This window comes from Amycolatopsis ultiminotia (assembly GCF_039536925.1).
In the GTDB taxonomy this organism is placed as follows: Bacteria; Actinomycetota; Actinomycetes; order Mycobacteriales; family Pseudonocardiaceae; genus Amycolatopsis; species Amycolatopsis ultiminotia.
In genome coordinates, this window is the sequence record NZ_BAAAZN010000001.1 from 291,842 (window position 1) to 309,343 (window position 17,502).

15 protein-coding genes are annotated in these 17,502 nt (G+C 71.7%); 7 read left to right on the forward strand and 8 right to left on the reverse strand.

Translation table 11 applies throughout. The features are described 5' to 3' along the window. Positions 1-9 precede the first annotated feature (9 nt). The 3 genes from ABD793_RS01350 to ABD793_RS01360 all read right to left on the reverse strand — a co-directional run bounded on the left by ABD793_RS01350 (position 10) and on the right by ABD793_RS01360 (position 5,093). Positions 10-3,057: a S8 family serine peptidase gene (locus tag ABD793_RS01350; protein WP_344854372.1), complete on the reverse strand. Its 3,048-nt coding sequence runs from the start codon at positions 3,055-3,057 to the stop codon at positions 10-12. Positions 3,058-3,228: 171 nt separating this feature from the next. After that, positions 3,229-4,446, reverse strand: a complete 1,218-nt coding sequence (locus ABD793_RS01355; RefSeq protein ID WP_344854373.1) for an MFS transporter — start codon at positions 4,444-4,446, stop codon at positions 3,229-3,231. Further along, entirely contained in the window at positions 4,443-5,093 is a 651-nt protein-coding gene (locus tag ABD793_RS01360) for a GntR family transcriptional regulator (RefSeq protein WP_344854374.1), read from the reverse strand. Before ABD793_RS01360 ends, ABD793_RS01355 begins: the two co-directional genes overlap by 4 nt. A gap of 479 nt (positions 5,094-5,572) precedes the next feature. On the opposite strand from ABD793_RS01360, the gene ABD793_RS01365 reads away from it, so the two are divergent. Together ABD793_RS01365 and ABD793_RS01370 are read left to right on the forward strand one after the other, a co-directional pair. Then, positions 5,573-6,466: an ornithine cyclodeaminase family protein gene (locus tag ABD793_RS01365; RefSeq protein ID WP_344854375.1), complete on the forward strand. Its 894-nt coding sequence runs from the start codon at positions 5,573-5,575 to the stop codon at positions 6,464-6,466. Positions 6,467-6,493: 27 nt separating this feature from the next. Then, positions 6,494-7,138 carry a class I SAM-dependent methyltransferase gene (locus ABD793_RS01370; protein WP_344854376.1) on the forward strand — a complete coding sequence of 215 codons (645 nt, stop codon included), beginning with the start codon at positions 6,494-6,496 and terminating at the stop codon, positions 7,136-7,138. A 673-nt stretch (positions 7,139-7,811) separates the two neighbouring features. On the opposite strand, the gene ABD793_RS01375 is transcribed toward ABD793_RS01370, so the two are convergent. Next, positions 7,812-8,048 carry an antitoxin gene (locus tag ABD793_RS01375; RefSeq protein WP_344854377.1) on the reverse strand — a complete coding sequence of 79 codons (237 nt, stop codon included), beginning with the start codon at positions 8,046-8,048 and terminating at the stop codon, positions 7,812-7,814. Between the two features lie 240 nt (positions 8,049-8,288). On the opposite strand from ABD793_RS01375, the gene ABD793_RS01380 reads away from it, so the two are divergent. After that, positions 8,289-9,383 (forward strand): CaiB/BaiF CoA transferase family protein, encoded by a 1,095-nt coding sequence (locus ABD793_RS01380; RefSeq protein ID WP_344854378.1) that lies wholly within the window; start codon positions 8,289-8,291, stop codon positions 9,381-9,383. On the opposite strand, the gene ABD793_RS01385 is transcribed toward ABD793_RS01380, so the two are convergent. Beyond that, positions 9,384-10,604, reverse strand: coding sequence for a cytochrome P450 family protein (locus ABD793_RS01385; protein WP_344854379.1), 1,221 nt, complete (start codon positions 10,602-10,604; stop codon positions 9,384-9,386). 445 nt (positions 10,605-11,049) lie between these two features. Here ABD793_RS01385 and eno point away from each other — a divergent pair, with 445 nt between their 5' ends. Continuing rightward, a complete protein-coding gene (gene eno, locus ABD793_RS01390; protein WP_344854380.1) occupies positions 11,050-12,330 on the forward strand; it encodes a phosphopyruvate hydratase in 1,281 nt (426 codons plus the stop codon). A 256-nt stretch (positions 12,331-12,586) separates the two neighbouring features. On the opposite strand, the gene ABD793_RS01395 is transcribed toward eno, so the two are convergent. Continuing rightward, positions 12,587-13,816 carry a hypothetical protein gene (locus ABD793_RS01395; protein WP_425548640.1) on the reverse strand — a complete coding sequence of 410 codons (1,230 nt, stop codon included), beginning with the start codon at positions 13,814-13,816 and terminating at the stop codon, positions 12,587-12,589. A gap of 169 nt (positions 13,817-13,985) precedes the next feature. Between ABD793_RS01395 and ABD793_RS01400 the strand changes: the two genes are divergently transcribed. Then, complete coding sequence (locus tag ABD793_RS01400) at positions 13,986-14,771, forward strand: thioesterase family protein (RefSeq protein ID WP_344854382.1); 786 nt, start codon at positions 13,986-13,988, stop codon at positions 14,769-14,771. 7 nt (positions 14,772-14,778) lie between these two features. Here ABD793_RS01400 and ABD793_RS01405 read toward each other — a convergent pair whose 3' ends face one another. Next, the gene (locus tag ABD793_RS01405; RefSeq protein ID WP_344854383.1) at positions 14,779-15,555 is read right to left on the reverse strand and encodes a GntR family transcriptional regulator; all 777 of its coding nucleotides are present in this window, start codon (positions 15,553-15,555) and stop codon (positions 14,779-14,781) included. 99 nt (positions 15,556-15,654) lie between these two features. Between ABD793_RS01405 and ABD793_RS01410 the strand changes: the two genes are divergently transcribed. Beyond that, on the forward strand, positions 15,655-16,722 hold the full coding sequence (locus ABD793_RS01410; protein WP_344854384.1) for a YeiH family protein: 1,068 nt from the start codon (positions 15,655-15,657) through the stop codon (positions 16,720-16,722). A gap of 6 nt (positions 16,723-16,728) precedes the next feature. On the opposite strand, the gene ABD793_RS01415 is transcribed toward ABD793_RS01410, so the two are convergent. Further along, on the reverse strand, positions 16,729-16,992 hold the full coding sequence (locus ABD793_RS01415) for a hypothetical protein (protein WP_344854385.1): 264 nt from the start codon (positions 16,990-16,992) through the stop codon (positions 16,729-16,731). A gap of 102 nt (positions 16,993-17,094) precedes the next feature. Here ABD793_RS01415 and ABD793_RS01420 point away from each other — a divergent pair, with 102 nt between their 5' ends. After that, positions 17,095-17,481 carry a hypothetical protein gene (locus ABD793_RS01420; RefSeq protein ID WP_344854386.1) on the forward strand — a complete coding sequence of 129 codons (387 nt, stop codon included), beginning with the start codon at positions 17,095-17,097 and terminating at the stop codon, positions 17,479-17,481. Positions 17,482-17,502 lie beyond the last annotated feature (21 nt).

Below are 17,502 nucleotides of genomic sequence, written 5' to 3' on the forward strand. Positions count from 1 at the left end.
GTCGGCGTATCAGATGCCCTTGGTGACAGATCCGGACTTCTCGCCGATGCTCGCCACGGACACCGTGCTGCCCGCCTGTGCGGCCTTCAGATCGCCGAGCACGTCGATGCCCGCCGCCGAACTCTGCAGTTCCACCTGTGCGGGCAAGGTCGACGACGTGGCCACGGTCAACCGGCTGGTGTCCGGCGGGACCGAGTACACCGGCGCGTTCGCGTTCAGCTCGGGCAAGTCCACTTCGGACGAACCGCCGACCGGCTGCGGCTGCAGGGTCTGCTGGGCGTTCGTGCGCGGGTCGACCCCGAGCGCGAGCGGTTCCACGCCGGTGTTGCGCACCGTCACCGGTACCGTCACCGGCTTGCCCGCCGGGAGCTTCACCGACGCCGATGCGGGCAGTGCCGGTGCGCGCACCGCCACCCGGTCGAATCCGACCGTCCCGGTGAACGGCTGCTCGATTTCCTTGCCGGTCACCGGATTCTGCACCACCAGCACCAGATGCCACCGGCCCGGCACCGGATTCGCGTCGGTCAGCTGTAGCCCGGTGCCCTGGGTGAATTTGCCCGCCGCGTCCGGATAAGCGTTGCTGTTCACGTCGGCCAGCTCGCCGTTCGGATCCACCAGCACGCCGTCCACCAACGTGCCCGCGTCGCGCAGCCGCGCGGCCACGTCCAGGTCCCGTTTACCGCGCGGCACGTCGAATTCGTACGAGAACGTCTGCGCGGGAGAAACGGCGCGGGCGTTGCCGCCGGTGATCGTGCCGCCGAAGGTGCCGGAGCCGTTCTTCGTCGGAATCAGCGCGCGCAGTACGGCGGACACCGTGGTCTGGTGCCCGTCGGAGCTGCCGAGGACGATCGAGTAGTCCGCGTCGCCACCGGTGGCCGGTGTCTGCAGCGCAGCCTGCACCGGCTTCGTCTGCCCCGGCCGCAGCTGCAGGACCGGTGGTGTGACCTGGCCTTCGGGGACCGCCCGTTGCACCGTGGTCGCCAGCTGGATGTCACCGGTGTAGCCGGACGGCCCGGACTCCGAGTACAGCACCGCAGTCCACTTGCCCGCGGCCGGACGTGCGAGGTCCACATTGGCGTAGTTCGCCGTGGCTGCTCCGCCCTGCGGACGGCTGTTGGCCACGAAAGTGCCGTCCGGAGCGAGCAGGGTCAGGCGCACCACCGGGGTGACCGGTTGGCCGTCGACCGTCTTCGGGCTGCCTTGCCAGGCCATCCGCGCCAGCAGCCGCTGGGCGCCGTCCGGCACCGTGAAGGTCACTTTCCGGTAGGCCCAGTCCGTGCCGTCGTAGTAGGGGAAGGTCGGCAGTTTCGTCGAATCGAACGCGGTGGTCTGCGTCTGGGTGCCGATCGGCTCGAACGAACGCGTGCCCGCCGTGACGGTCAGCGGCTTGCTGCCGACATTGGTCACGTTCACCTTCGCATGCCGGGTGCTTCCGGGTGCGCCTTCCAGGGTGAGCTGGCCGGCCGACACCGTGATGTTCGACGAGACACCCGCCGGCGCACCGGCGGCGCCGGGCGAGGTGAGTGCCGCCTCCACCGCCGCACGGGCATCGAGCAGACCGGAACCCTGTTCGTCGGCGGGCAGGCCGAGGTCCCGTGCGGTACCGGTGATGAGCTGCTTGACCTGCGCAGGTGTCGGCGACGCGCCGTGGTGCGACTGCCGGTAGGCCTGGATGACGAGCGCGGCGACGCCCGCGGTCAGCGGCGCGGACTCGCTGGTGCCGCCGAAGGATTCCAGATCGGTCGGCTGTGGCACGGTCTTGAAATCACGGCATTCGTCGTACGCGGGCGCGCAGTCGGCCCAGTTGCCCTCGCCGGGGGCGACGAGATCGATCGTGCGGCCGTTCTGCGTGATACCGGAGGACGACAGTGCGGAGATGTTGTCGTTCGCCCATTTTCCGTTGGAGAACGGGAAAGCCGCGTAGCCGGTCTGCGCGTAGAGCCGGTTGTCGGTGGTCGCGCCGGCGGAGATCACCAGCGGATCGGTGGCCGGGCTGCCGATGGTGGAGGTGGTGCCCGCGTCGCCGCTCGATGCGGTCACCGTCACGCCCGCGGCCACCGCCTGGTCGTTGAACACCTGGAACAGGTTGCGGGAGCTGGCGTCCGGATACTGGTTGAGGCCCAGTGATTCGTTGAGCACGTCGACGTGGTCCACGGTCACCGCGTAGTCGATCGCCTGCAGCACCGCGGAGTTCGTGGCGGTGGAACCGAACACGTTGAGGCCGACCAGGCTCGCACCGGGGGACACGCCCTTCACGACGACGGTGCAGCCGGTGGGCAGCGGGTGCTTCTCGTTGACGAACTTCGACAGGTCGTGCACCACCACGCCTTGCGCGGCGATGGACGAGGCGTCGCCGAACGCCTCGGCGCCGGAATCGGTGGCACCCGGGCCGTCTCCGGAGAAGTCCTTGAAGTCGGAGAAGACGTGACTGCCGTCGGGGCGGATGAAATCGGCGTAGTCCGGGTCCATGTCGTCGGCCAGGAACCCGACCTTGACACCGGAACCGTCGGCCAGCTCCGCGGCGCTGTTCGAACCGTCCGTGCTGTTGGCGTGGATCGAGGTCAGCGCTTCGGGTTCCAGCAGCGGCTTGGCCGGATCGCTCGGGCAGGTCGCGTCCGGCGTGGCCGGCTCGGCTCGGCCACTCGCCTTCGGCGCGGCTCCGCTCGCCGGTGCCGATGCCGGGCTTGGCAGCGTGACCTCGCTGTCCGGTAGCACCTGCGCCACGGCCGGGTCCTGTGCCAGCTGCGTGGCCTGTGCCGGAGTGACGGTGGCGGCGAAGGCGTTGCCCAGTGCGAAATGCCGCACCGCCGCCGGGGCCGCGCCGGTGAGCTTGGCGAGCACCGATTCCTGTTCCTGGGTCGCCTTGGCGCGCCGGCCCGCGGCTTCCGCTTTCGTCGGCGGTGCACCGAGCAGCTGGTCGGCGAGGACCACGATCACCGACTGCGGGGCGGATCCGGCGGTGGCCGCTGTGGCGCCGGGCGGGGCGATCCCGGTCAGCGCCAGTCCGCCGGTCGCGGTCAGTACGAGGGCACGAACGAAGCGCGACGAATGCCGCATGGGCAGCTCCCACTTCCTTGCTCGAAAAGATCATCCGGAAAGCACGGCCCCGACGGAAAACGCCCACGGGCGATTCCCCTGCCGGAGAACTCTTTCGGAACCGGCGACGATCCACAAGCGACATTAGTGGGAAACAATTCCGGCAAACCGGAGCGAATGCGCGAAACCCGGTCAGGCGGCGGGCAGATGCCGCCGCGAATGCCGGGCGACGACGAGCGTGCCCGCCAGCGCCAGCACCGCCAGGCAGCCCAGCAGCAGCGGATAGCCTGCCACGCCACTCAGCGCGGCCAGCGCCGACGGCAGCAGGAAACCGAGGTAGGCCAGCGCGTAGTACACGCCGGTCAGCTCCGCGATCTCGTCCGGCCGGGCGATCCGCTGCAGTTCCAGCAACCCGGACACCACCGCGATGCCGTACGCGGTGCCCAGCACCAGTGCGGTGACCAGGGCGAGCCACGGCGATCGCGACGCGGCCGCCAGGGCGCTGAGCACGAGCCCGGCGCACAGCACGGTCATGCCGGTGAGCACGGCCCTGGCACTGGTCGCCCGGTCGATCCGCTTGGCGATCGGCTGGACGCCGACCCCGGCGCCGATCGCGCACACGGTGAGCAGCGTCGAGTAGCCGAGCGACCACGATCCGAGCCGGTCGTGCACGAGCTGCGGCATGATCGCGTACGCCACGCCGCAGGAGCCGAAGATCCACGGCGCCATCGGCAGGATGATCCGCCGGAAGCGCGGATGCCGGGTGGTGCCGGGCAGTCCGCGCCGCGCCGGTGCCCGGCCGGCGGCGACGGTTTCCGTGCCGCGCGTGACGTAGGGCAGCGCGACCATGGTGAGTCCGATGTGGACGAGGTAGGGCAGGACCATCGGCCACGGCCCCCACTGGGCGAGCACCCCGGCGACTCCCGGGCCGACGCCGAGCCCGAGCGTGAGGCACAGTGCGGCGCGCCGGGTGCCGAGGTCGCCCGCGGCCAGCGGGTCCAGCTCCGCCAGTTCCTTGATCCAGGTGGATCCGACGGCCATCGCGACCGCGACGGCCACCCCGGTCAGGAACCGGCCGCTCGCGATCCACCCGACGCCGAGCGGGCCGAGTGCGATCAGCATGCTCGCCAGCAGCGAGAGCGCGGTGCCGGCGAGCATCACCGGACGGCGGCCGAACCGGGTGGACAGGCTGCCGGACAACAGCAGGCCGGGCACGAGGCCGAGCACGTACGCGCCCAGCAGTGTGTCGACGGTGAACGCGGAGTAGCCCGCGGACTGGTACATCACGAGCAGCGGCGTGAACTGGTTGCCGCCCCAGCCGCACACGAACACCGCGGCGGCGGCGGGGAACCAGGCGGGCCGGGTGGCGGTGACCCCGGGTGCGGGGGCGCGGTCTGCGGTCGCGGTCACCGGCGGTGCACCCGATCCAGGTGCGCACGCAGTGCAGGCGCGAACGCTTCGGCGCCGGTCTCCGCCTCCGCGACGATGTCGAGCAGGTGCTCGTGCTCGCTGACGATTTCCGGCAGCTGGGCCCTGATCGGGCCGAGCGCGTGCACGTTCATCCGCCGTTGGCGATCGGCGAGGGTGGCGTAGAAGTCGAGCAGCAGTGCGTTTCCGCCCGCGGCGACGATCGTGCGGTGGAACAGCTCGTCGGCCTCCGCGAATGCGTGCAGATCACCGGTTTCCGCGTGGCTGCGCTGGGTTTCGAGGACCCGGCGCAGCTGGGTGAGCGCGTCGTCGATCAGTTCGGGACGGCGCGCCAGCCGGCGGACCGCGGAGGCCTCCACCGCCTCCCGCGCGTCGAGCACGTCCTCGGCCTCGCCCGGTGGCACCGGCACCACGACGGCGCCGCGCTTGGGGATCAGGTTGAGCAACCCCTCCACCTGCAACCGCAGGAACGCTTCGCGAACCGGCGTGCGGCTGACCCCGAGCCGTTCGGCGATCTCGCCTTCGCTGAATAGATGGCCACCGGGCAGCTCGCCGGAGAGCACCAGCTCCTTGGTGAGTTCGTAGGCACGCTCGGCGGCGCCGGGCACTCGGGGTTTCGATGCGATCATGCCTGGGACGCTAGCATGTATCTAAGCTGGTATCTAAGCGATTGTGACGGGCGGCGCACCAGGTCGGGTGGCGGACCCGGTGCCTGCGTTCCGGGCACGAAGAGCCGTGCGCTGCGGCGGTGTTTCACCACGATGAGGCCGTCGCGCTGCTCCCGTCCGATGCTGACCGGGCCTCGACCGTCCGGCGGGCGTGGAACCGGACCGGCATTCCGTTCGGCCGGGAGAACCAGCGAAGGCGCGTTGCCGCACTGTCCATCATGGACACTGTGGGGGAGCAGGATCATCCGGTGCATCGGAGATCGCCGGCTGTCGCTACGGGTACTGCCCCGTCGCACCCGGCTTCCCGCAATCGGTATCGAGTTCAGCGGAGGAAACCACTGTGGACGGTCGTGCCCGCGGTCAGCCGGGCCGGCCCGGCTGACCGGTACCACGCGGCACTTCCTTGATCCGGCCGGCCCGTTTCCGGCAGGATTGTTTCCGTGAAACTGCTGCTGGATGCGAAACCCACGGTGTACCAGGCCATCGACGCGCTGCGCGCCGCGCTGGCCGGCGGGCTCGACCCGGAGGCGGATCCGGCGCGCGTGGTGGCGGCGGTCCCGGCCGGGCAGCTGCTGCTGATGCCCTCCTCCGGGGAGGGGTTCGCCGGGGTCAAGCTGGCCTCGGTCGCACCGGGGAATCCGGAACGGGGGCTGCCTCGCATCCAGGGGCACTACCTGCTGCTCGACGGGACCACCCTGAGCCCGCTGGCATTGCTGGACGGGATCGCGATCACCGCGGTGCGGACCGCCGCGGTGTCCGCGGTGGCGGCCGACGTGCTGGCCCGGCCCGAGGCGTCGCGGCTCGTGGTGTTCGGCACCGGTCCGCAGGCGCACAGCCACGTGGCAGCGTTGCGTGCGGTGCGGCCGGTGCGGGAGCTGGTGGTGGTCGGCCGTGATCCGGCGCGTACGCGGGCCTTCGCCGCGGAGTACGCCGAGCTGTCCGCGAGGACCGGGACACCGGACGACGTCGCGGAAGCCGACCTCGTCGCGTGCTGCACCACCGCTCGCACCCCGCTGTTCGACGGTGCGCTGCTGCCGGAACACGCCACGGTGGTCGCGGTCGGTTCACACGAACCGGAGGCCCGCGAGGTCGACGACACCACCGTCGCACGGTCCACTGTGGTCGTCGAAGCCGTCACCGCCGGGTTGCGGGAGGCGGGTGACGTGGTGCTGGCAGTGCGATCGGGTGCGCTGGCCGAGGAGGACATCGTCCCGCTCGCCGACCTGGTGGCCGGACGGGTGCCGGTTCCGGCCGGGCCACGGCTGTTCAAGAGCGTCGGGATGGCCTGGGAGGACCTGGTGGTCGCGGCCGCCACTTACCGCGGGTTACCGTGACCCCCCGAACGAAGAGGGGAGACGACGATGAGCGGAACCGACCCGGTCCGCAGCGCCGGCGCGGCCGAGTTGTTCGACGCGATCGGCGCGGGATACCAGGACGCGTTCGGCCGCCCGCCGATGGTGGACGCGGCGGTGCGGGAGCTGATCGACGTGCTGCCGCCGTCCGCGCGGGTGCTGGACCTCGGCAGCGGGACCGGCCGCCCGGTCGCCGCGGACCTCGCCGCGGCGGGGAACCGGGTGACCGGGATCGACGTGTCCGCGGAGATGGTGCGCATCGCCCGGGAGCAGGTCCCGGAGGCCGAATTCGTGCACGCCGACGTACGGCAGTGGCATTCGGACCCGGCGAGCTGGGACGCGGTGTGCGCGTTCTTCCCGTTCCTGCAGATGCCCCGTGCGGACACCGAGACGGTACTGGCCGACGTCGCTCGCTGGCTGGTGCCCGGCGGACGGCTCGCGCTGGTGACCGTGCCGTCCGACGTCGAGGACGTGCCGGTGGACTTCCTGGGCCACCTCATCCGCGTCACGAGCTTTTCCGCCGATGCCCTGGTCGAGCGGGTGCGCGCGACCGGCCTGGAGGTGACCGCGACCCGTTCGGAGCTTTTCGCGCCGGACAAACCGGGCGCCGAACCGGAAGAACACCTGCTGATCACCGCACGCAAGCCCGGCTGAACCACACCCGTCCGGGCGGATAGGTCCGATGTGGACACTCCGGCGGGTTAGGGCGGTACTGCGTGGGGTTGGACCCACATCTCCGGCCCGCGCCGGCCACCGCCGCGCGAGCCGCAGCCACGATACCGGGGGAGCGCAGGCGGTGGCGGTGGCGGCCCCGGCCGGACGAGGGGCCGCCACTCAGCTGCGGTGCCCGGCCGGCTTGCCGCCGGTCGTCGCAGTTCAGCCCGCGATCCGCCGGTGCCGATCGACGGTGCCGGTGCGGCCGCTGCCGCGCCGGCGCCGGGTTGCTCGGGTTCAGGCGGCTGTCCGGGCGCACCGTTGCCGGTGTCGTGTGGGCGTTGGGTTGTCGTGGTTCAGGTGGCGGTCCGGCCGCAGCGTTGCCGGTGCCGCACCGGCGCCGAGTTGCCTGGGTTCAGGCGGCGGTCCGGCGGCAGCGTTGCCGGTGTCGCGTGGGCGCCGGGTTGCCGTGGTTGAGGTGGCTGTCCGGCCGCGCCGCTGGCAATGCCGCGCGGGCGTCGGATTTCCTGCGCTCAGGCGGCAGTCCGGCCACAACGCTGCCGGGGTGGTGGCAGCGGGTTTGCTGGTTGAGACGGCAGTCCGGCCGCAGCGCTACGGGGGGCGCCGTAGTTCAGCCGCCTTGCCGCTCGCGCTGCCGCCGACCGCCGGGCTGTTACTGGCCGCCCTGGTCGCCGCCCTGCTGCGGGCCGCCTTGCTGACCGTGGTCGTCGCCGCTGCCGCCGAAGCGTTCCTTCAGTTTGTCCGCGCCCTGGTGGATCTGGTCGCCGTGGCTGCCGCCGGTCTTTTCGTCGGCGAAGTCGGCGGCCTTGTCGACACCCTCGCCGACCTTGTCCGGGTTCTTCCCGGCGAGTTCCTGGATCTTGTCCTTGGCCTGGTCGAAAAAGCTCACGATGTGCTCCCTTGATTGGTTCGTGACCGTCGAGGCCCTGGATATCAGCCGGGTACCCGCGCGGCTCGGTGACCAGACCTCCGGTCCCCGGTTCGGGTGAGGCGGAGCGTGGTCGAGGGCCGATTACCGCACCGTGTGGGTTACCCCGCGGGCGAAGAGGCGCGGACCGGCCGGCCGGTAGGGTCGGGCGCACCGGGCGGCCGGCCGGACGCCGCCGGGCACCGGAGCCGAGGAGGGCACGTGGCGGGACCGCTGGACGGACTGAAGGTCGTGGAGCTGGCCGGGATCGGGCCCGGCCCGCACGCCTGTATGGTGCTTGCCGACCTCGGCGCGGACGTCGTGCGGGTGGAGCGGCCGTCCGGATCGCTGAACCTCACCGGCGGGCGCCCGGACCCGCTGCTGCGCGGGCGACGGTCGGTGGCGGCGGACATGAAGACCCCGGAGGGCCGTGACCTCGTGCTCCGGCTGGCGGCCAAGGCGGACGTCCTCGTGGAGGGCCTCCGCCCCGGCGTCGCGGAACGGCTCGGGGTCGGACCGGAGGACTGTCACCGGCGCAACCCTCGGCTCGTCTACGGCCGGATGACCGGCTGGGGACAGGAAGGGCCGCTGGCGCAGCGGGCCGGGCACGACATCAACTACATCGGGCTGGCCGGCGTGCTGCACGCGATCGGACGGGAGGGCGAGCGCCCAGTGCCGCCGCTCAACCTCGTCGGCGACTTCGGCGGCGGCTCGATGTTCCTGCTCACCGGGGTGCTTTCGGCGCTGTGGGAGCGGGAACGCACCGGACTCGGCCAGGTGGTCGACGCGGCGATGATCGACGGGACGAACGTGCTCGCGCAGATGGTGTGGGCGTTGCGGGGCGTCGGCTCGTGGTCCGACGAACGCGGCACCAACCTGCTCGACGGCGCCGCCCCGTTCTACGACACCTACGTCTGCGCGGACGGCCGGTACGTTGCCGTCGGTGCGCTGGAACCCCAGTTCTACGAGCTGTTCCTGGCCGGTCTCGAGCTCACCGACGCCGGGTTGCCGCCACAGCTGGACCGTGCGGGCTGGCCGGTGCTGCGTACCGCCTTCACCCGCGCGTTCCTCACCCGCACCCGGGACGAGTGGGCCGCCCGGTTCGCCGACACCGACGCCTGCGTCACGCCGGTGCTCGCGCCGGACGAGGTGGCCGAGCACCCGCACATCGCGGCGCGCTCCGGGCTGATCGAGCTCGACGGGGTGCTCCAGCCCGCCCCGGCGCCGCGGTTTTCCCGTACTCCGCCGGAAATCCCGTCGCCGCCGCCGGTTGCCGGCGCGGACACCGAGGCGGTGCTCACCGGCTGGGACGCCTGATCAGCCGTACAGCCGGACCGGCAGGGCCAGGTGGCTGTTGGTGATGAAGGACGGCAACGGCCGCAGCTCGCCGGGCGAGACCGCGAGCACCAGGCCGGGGAAGCGGGCGAACAACGCGGGCAGGGCGATTTCGGCTTCCATCCTGGCCAGCGGCGCACCCAGGCAGTAGTGCACGCCGTGTCCGAAGGCCAGTGAGGCCTTGTCCTCCCGAGCCAGGTCGAAACGGCCGGCGTCCGGACCGTAGTGCTGTTCGTCGCGGCCGGCCGGGCCGATCGAGGCGAGAATCGGGTCGCCCGCGTGGATCACGGTGCCGCCGGCCTTGATGTCCTCGCGGGCGAACCGCAACGGCAGGTGCGCCGCCGGGGACTGCCAGCGCAGGGTCTCGTCCACCACGTCGCTCCAGCGGCGGGTGCCGTCCAGGACTTCACGGAGTTGCTCGCGGTGCGTGAGCAGTGCGGCCACCGACTGGTCCAGCAGGGTCACCGTGGTCTCGTGGCCTGCGGTGATCACCAGGATCAGCGTGTCCACGAGCTCGGTTTCGCTGAGCCGTGAACCGTCCTCGTCGCGGGCGGTGATGAGTGCGGTCGCCAGATCGTCACCCGGTTCGGCCCGGCGCTGCCCGACCAGTTCGGCCAGGATCCGGTAGAGCTGCTCGACGTTCGCCGAGGCGTCCGCGGGACTGGCCGAGGTGGCGAACAGGCCTGCGATCGCGGTGCGCAGCCCGGGGCGGGTCCGCTCGGGCACGCCGACCAGCCGGCAGATCACCTCGATCGGCAGCCGGTAGCAGTAGCTTTCCCGCAGGTCCGGATCGGCCCCTCCGGCGGCGAGGTCGTCGAGCAGACCGTGCGTGATCTCGGTGACGACCGGGTGCAGTTCGGCGATCTGCGCCCTGGCGAAGGCCTTCGACACGAGCGAGCGGAGCCGCCGGTGCTCGTCGCCGTAGGCGGTGAACATGTTCTGCACCGAGACCCAGATGTGCAGCGGCCAGTCGGCCGGGATCTCGCCGGCGACGTAGGCGGGCCAGTGCCGCCGTGGATCCTTCGACACCCGCGGATCGGCGAGCAGCTTCCGCAGCAGCGGCGGGCTGGTCACCGCCCAGGCCAGCACGCCACCCGGCAGCTCGACCACGGTGAGCGGCCCGCGCGCGCGAAGCCGGGCGCCCTCACCGTGCGTGTCCCGCGCGAGCGGGTCGAGCACGAGGGGCGGGACGGTGCGATCCATCGACACTCCTAGCAGCCGGCGGTCGGCGGTCGGCAAGGGGAATTCCCTTCCGGGCCACCGGCTTCGGCGTTCAAGATAGCATACGGACCGGTTGGTATGTTTACTGTGGGGGTGCGCCGGGCAGGGGTTGGCGGGCCCCGGGAGCGGCATCGTCGAGCCGTCGCAAGACCTGCCCGGACTGCCCGATCCGCGGCTGTGGCCTGTTCGCGCGGCTGCCGGATTGCCGAGGCGGACCGGCGGGGTCGTGGGAGATCGCCGGGGTCGTGGGAGATCGCCGGGGGAGACGAGGTGGGCGGGAGCCACGGATTCCGGTGTACTCGTCGGGATCGATTCAGTGATCTTCTGCTAGCCTTCGTCCGGACGTGTGGCTCACCGTGGTGCCGCCTGCTGCCGCGGTGCCCACGGTGATGTGCGGAGCGCTTCGGCCGGAATTCCGAGGAGCGTTATGACAAGCATCGTCCGGGTCAAGGGCCGCGAGGTGCTCGACAGCCGGGGCAATCCCACCGTCGAGGTGGACGTGGTACTGGAAGACGGGTCGGCCGGGCGGGCGGCCGTGCCTTCGGGCGCCTCCACAGGCACCCGCGAGGCGGTCGAACTGCGCGACGGGGACAAGCAGCGGTTCCACGGCAAGGGCGTGCGCAAGGCGATCGACGCGGTGAACGGCGAGATCGCCGAAGCGGTCAGCGGGCTGGACGCGCAGGCGCAGGGCGATGTCGACCGGGCGATGATCGCCCTCGACGGCACCCCGAACAAGGCCCGGCTCGGGGCGAACGCCACCCTCGGCGTCTCACTCGCCGTCGCCAAGGCCGCCGCCGCGGCGAACCGCCTGCCGCTCTACCGCTACGTCGGCGGCGTCTACGCGCACCTGCTGCCGATGCCGATGATGAACATCGTCAACGGCGGCGCGCACGCGGACAACCCGATCGACTTCCAGGAGTTCATGATCGGCCCGGTCGGCGCGAACACGTTCGCCGACGCGGTGCGGATGGGCTCGGAGGTCTTCCACACGCTGCGCAAGTCGCTGCACGAGGCCGGGCACAACACGAACGTCGGCGACGAGGGCGGGTTCGCCCCGCAGCTCGGCTCCGCCGACGAGGCGCTGGAGTTCGTGGTCCGCGCGATCGAGCAGACCGGCTACACGCCGGGCGAGGACATCGCGCTGCTGCTGGACCCGGCGGCGTCGGAGTTCTACCGCGACGGCGTCTACGACTACACCGGCGAGGGCCGCAAGCGCAGCGTCGAGGAACACGTGGCCTACCTGGCCGAGCTGACCGAGCGGTTCCCGATCGTGTCCATCGAGGACGGACTGGCGCAGGACGACTTCGACGGCTGGAAGCAGCTCACCGACGGCATCGGCGACCGGGTGCAGCTCGTCGGCGACGATCTGTTCTGCACCAACGTGGAAATCCTGCGCGACGGGATCGAGCGGGGCATCGCGAACTCGATCCTGATCAAGGTCAACCAGATCGGCACGCTGACCGAGACGCTGGCCGCGGTCGACACCGCGCACAAGGCGGGCTACTCGGCGGTGCTGTCACACCGTTCCGGGGAAACCGAGGACACCACGATCGCCGACCTCGCGGTGGCCACCGGATGCGGCCAGATCAAGACCGGCTCGCTGTCGCGTTCCGACCGCACGGCGAAGTACAACCAGCTGCTCCGCATCGAGGAGGAGCTGGGCACCGAAGCCCGCTACGCAGGCAGGGAAACGCTGCGCCGCAAGTGATCCGGCAGGCGGCGGCCGGGGATGTCCGGCCGCCGCCCAGTGCGGTCGCCACCGGCCCGGTCGTGGCCCAGTGCGGTCGCCACCGGCCTGGTCGTGGCCCAGTGCGGTCGCCACCGGCCCGGTCGCCACCGGCCCGGTCGTCACCGGCCTGGTGGTGGCCCAGTCCGGTCGCCACTAACCCGGTCGCCACCGGCCCGGCCGTCACCCAGTCCGGCCGTCACCGGCAGGCCGCCACCCGGTGCGGTCGAACCGCGGATCACGAGCAGGGCGGCGCCGCCGTCTCGGCCGGTTCGGGCTGTACGTAGGTGTCGGAGATGTAGTTGCCCGGCCCGAGCCGGTCCCACACCTTGCTGGTGCCGTACTTGCCGGTCACGCTGTCCCCGTCGACGGAGCACTCGATGTTCACCTTGGCGTAGTTCGCCGCGAGGCCCTTGACCGCGGCACTCGTGCTTGCGCTCGCCCGGACGTTCACCGGATCGCCCGCGGTGCCCACCACGCCGGTGGCCGCGGCCGGTCCGGTCCACAGGTAGGTCACTTTCACCGTGGTGTTGTCGCTGAGCCCGAGGCCGGTGGTGAAGACGCCGTCCGCGAGGTCGATGCCTGCCGGGTTGCCGACCTGGTAGCCGAGGTCGTCCTTGCCGCCGTTGTAGCCGTCGTGATAGGCGGCGTAGGCCCCCGGTTGTCCCTGCGGCAGATCCTGGTACTCGGCGCGGACCGAGGCCGGGTTCCAATAGTCGTCCTTGGTGTTCCACGGTCCGACATCCCACACCGGCGCGTACTCGCACCGGCTTTCGTCGCTCTTGCACACCCGCACCGAGTAGGTGCCGGTTCCCTTGCCGGCCAGGGATTTCCCGGAAGGAAGCGCGACGAAGTGGTCGTTGCTCGTGATCACGTGCCCGTTGGCCGTGGTGTGGCCGACCAGCCCCTCGCGGGTGGCGTAAATGGGGTAGGCGAGCGGGGCGGTGGCACGGAGCACCTTCGGCTGCGGGCCGAGCGTGCCGGTGAGATCGACCTCCCGCACGGCCGGGGTGCGCCCGTCCGTGTTGCTGGACAAGGAGATCCGCGCTTGGACCGCCTGCACGACACGGTCGAGCACGGCCGGCCGGGTGCCTGCGGGAGCCCACTCCGTCCAGTCCCCGGCGCCGGTACGGCCACGCACGTCGACCTCGGCATCGGTACCCTTCGGCAGGTCCGCGGTCACCTTCGCGCCGATTTGGTTCACCGGCGCGGCGAGCTGCCGCACGGCCGAGACCAGGTAACCCTCGCTGCCCGCGGTGCGCAGATCCGTGCGATGCCAAGTGGAATCCCGGAGGGTGAGCGCACCACCGGCCGCAACGACGTTCACCTCGTCACCGTCGACAGTGGACAGATCGACTCGCCAGCTGCCGGCCGGAGCCGCAGCGGCGGGCACGGCGTTCCCGGCCGTGACGGCGCCCGCCGCGAGCAGCGCCGCCACCGTGCGCCGGACCAGTACATTCGCGGCCACGATCGGTCTCCCCTTCATCCGTGCGAACCGAATCGGGCGGAGTCTGGGGCCGTTCCGTACACGATTCGTACAACCGCCGTGGCCCCGGCGGGTGGCGTGAGTCTCAGTGACCGGGACGGAACGGTCGCGACCGGTTAGGTTGCAGGAAAGGACTCACCTGGGAGGGCCCGTGACCACGACCACGTTCGCGGCGGTGTCGGCAGTCAAGCAGCGGTCGGCCGACACCTTCGACGCCGACCTCAGCGCGGCGTGGACCATCGGTGGCAAACCCAACGGCGGCTATCTGCTGGCCACGATCGCGCGGGCGGCGGGGCTGGTCGCCGGGCAGCCCGACGTGCTCGCGGCGAGTGCCCACTACCTGCGTCCGCCGGCACCCGGTCCGGCCGAAGTGGTGATCGAGGCGGTGCGCACCGGCCGCACGGTGAGCCAGCTGCGCGGGCGGCTGCAGCAGGACGGTGTGCCCCAAGTCGAAGCCCTGCTCACGTTCGGCATCCTCGGCGACGGCGAGCCGTACTGGCAGGACGGCCTGCCGGATCCGCAGTTCGACACACCGAAAGGCGCACGCGTGTCCTCGTCGCCGGCGGAGTTCCCGGTGGCCATCATGGACGAGATCGACCTGCGGCTGGACCGTCCGGTGCTCGACGGACCGACCGGCCGCGGTGAGCTCCGCGGCTGGCTCGCGCTGCCGTCGGAGGAGCCGTTCGACCCGATCAGCCTGCTGTTCGCGATCGACGCGCTGCCTCCGGCGACCGCCGACCTGGCGAACGCGGGCTGGGTGCCGACGCTCGAGCTGACCTCCTACGTACGGGCTCGCCCGGAACCCGGTCCGGTGCGCGTGCTGCACCGGGCGCACCTGGTCGGCGACGGCAGGGTCGACGAGTCGTGTCACGTGTGGGACCGCACCGGAGCGCTGGTCGCCCAGGGCACCCAGCTGGCCGGGATCCGGCTCGGCTGACCGGTTTTCAGCCGAGCGCGGCGAGCGTGCGGGTGCCGACCAGCCGGTAGCCGGTGCGGCCGGAGAACTCGGCGGTGAGCGCGAACCGGTCGCCGCGCACGAGGGTGTGCCGCCATTCGACCGGAGTGCCGGCGCTGGTGCCGAGGCGGCAGATGGAGAACGCGGCCGTGCCCGGGTCTCCGCCGAGCAGTGCGCGTTCGGCCGCGGTGGGCACCACCGCGCGGATCTGCTCCTCACCGTGGTCCAGCCGGATCCCGGCGCGGCGGTGCAGTTCGCCGTACAGGCTGGTGTGCTGGAAGTCGGCACCGAGCAGGGGCCGGGCGATCTCCGCGGGCAGCCACACCCGGTCGACCGCGAGCGGGTCGTCGCCGGCCAGCCGCAGCCGTTCGAGATACAGCAGGGGAGTGGACCCCTCGAGCGAAAGCCGTTCGGCCACCACCGCGTCCGCGCGGATGTCCAATGTGCGCACGACACTGTTCTGGGAGAGTCCCGCGGCCTCCACGGCGGCGAACAGGCTGTAGAGCGCGCCGAGCGGCTGCACGATCTCGGTCGCCGTGGCCACCCGTGGCTGCCTGCCCCGCTCGGCGACGAGCGTGCCGTCCGCGCGGAGCTCCCGCAGCGCCTGCCGGACGGTCTGCCTGCTCACGCCGTACTCCTCGGCCAGCGCGAACTCACCGGGGAACGCATCGTCGAACTCACCGGCGTTGATCCGGACGAGCAGGCGTTCCCGCAACTGCCGCCACAGCGGCTGCCCGCCGGAACGGTCCAGCTCGCGTTCGCCCATGGCACCTCCTCCGACCAGGGAACAATACCGGCCGACCGGGCTGGCCAGATGTACGTACATCTTGTAGCGTGAATGTACGTACATCTGGGAGGTGGGTGGATGCCTGCGGACGGCGCCGTACTGGGCGCGGCCGGACCGGCCGTGTTCGCGCACTGGCGGGCGAAGCTCGGTCGTCCGGTGCCGGGACTGGTGGTCGCGGTGCTGATCGCCGCGGTGGCCACGGCAGGCGGACGGTTCGTCCCGGTCGTCGGCGGACCGGTGCTCGCGATCGTGCTCGGTGCGCTGGCCGGTGCGGCCGTGCCCGGGTTGCGCGCGGTGCGCTGGAGCCCCGGGTACGCGTTCGCGTCGCGGGCGGTGCTGCAGGCGTCGATCGTGGTGCTGGGCACCGGATTGTCGTTGCGGCAGGTGCTGGAAGTGGGCGGGCAGTCGTTACCGGTCATGCTCGGCACGCTGGCGGTCGCACTGGGCGGAGCCTGGGTGCTCGGCAGGCTGCTGGGCGTGCGCGGTGACACGCAGACGTTGATCGGGGTCGGCACCGGTATCTGCGGTGCTTCCGCGATCGCCGCGACGAGCGCGGTGCTGAAACCCCGGGATGCGAACGTCGCTTATGCGCTCGGCACGATCTTCACCTTCAACGTGGCCGCGGTCCTGCTTTTCCCGCCGTTGGGGCACATGCTCGGGATGTCGCCGCACGCGTTCGGACTGTGGGCAGGTACCGCGGTGAACGACACGTCGTCGGTCGTCGCGGCGGCCTACGCCTACGGCGGGGACGCGGGGTCCTACGGCATTGTCGTGAAGCTGACGCGGTCGCTCATGCTGATCCCGGTCGTCCTCGTGCTCGCCGTGCTCGCCGCTCGCCGCAACGCCGGCTCCGGCCGGATGTCGTTGCGCGCCTTGCCGTGGCACCGGCTGGTGCCGCCGTTCCTGATCGGGTTCGTCGCCGCCGCAGCGCTGGACAGCGCCGGCCTGATCCCGGCCGGCTGGCACGCACCACTGGCCACCGCGGGCACGTTCCTGATCACCACGGCGCTGGCCGGGATCGGGCTTTCGCTCAAACCGGCCGAGCTGCGCGCGGCCGGCCACCGGCCGTTGCTGCTGGGTGCTCTGCTGTGGATCGCGGTCGCCGCGTCCAGTCTCGGGCTGCAGGCGCTGACCGGCGCGCTCTGACTCTGATCAGCGAACGCGGGGGTTCCGCTTGCGCTTGCGCCGCGCCGCGAGCGCGGACACGAGCCGGGGGAGCGCGCCCTGGCGGGTAACGAAGATCACCGGCGCGTCCGGCACCGGCGCCTGCTCCGTCGTGGTGGTGCGGTCGCGGAACCGGCGCAGCCCGGCGGCGAACTCGGCCGGGTCGCCGCCGACGTCGGGGTGGTGGGTGCGCACGAACTCGCGGTAGGCCGCCCGGTCCGCATCGGACCAGGTCCGCCGGTCGTCGGCCATGTCCGCACCTCCCTCCCGGCCAAGGATAAGGCGCGAAGCGGTTGACGCGAGGGTCTGCTGGGTAGTTGAGGGGTCGCCACCCCCCTATCGAGGAGGACGGCCATGGCCGACCAATCCCCGCCCGCCGCCACCATGGCCGTGTTCGCCGGTCCGGATACCGCCGACGCAGCCCGCACCACGCTTCAAGCGATGCTCGCGCACGTCGAAGGCCCGTTCGTGGCCGACGCGGTGCTGCTGCTCGACGAGCTGGTCACCGACGCGAGCCGCGACGGCGCCGCGCACCGGGATCTGCGTCTCGGCCTGCTGCCCGCCCCGCCGCGGCTGCGCATCGAGGTCACCCGTACCGAACCACCGCATCCGGCGCCCCCTTCGACGCTGCCGGAACGGGGCTGGGGCCGTCTGCTGCTGGAAGACCTGGCCTCGGCCTGGTCCACCACCACCAACGGAACCCAGGCCACGACCTGGGCGGAGCTGCGGTTGCCCGGCTGAGCCGGCGCCGCCCGGGTTCGG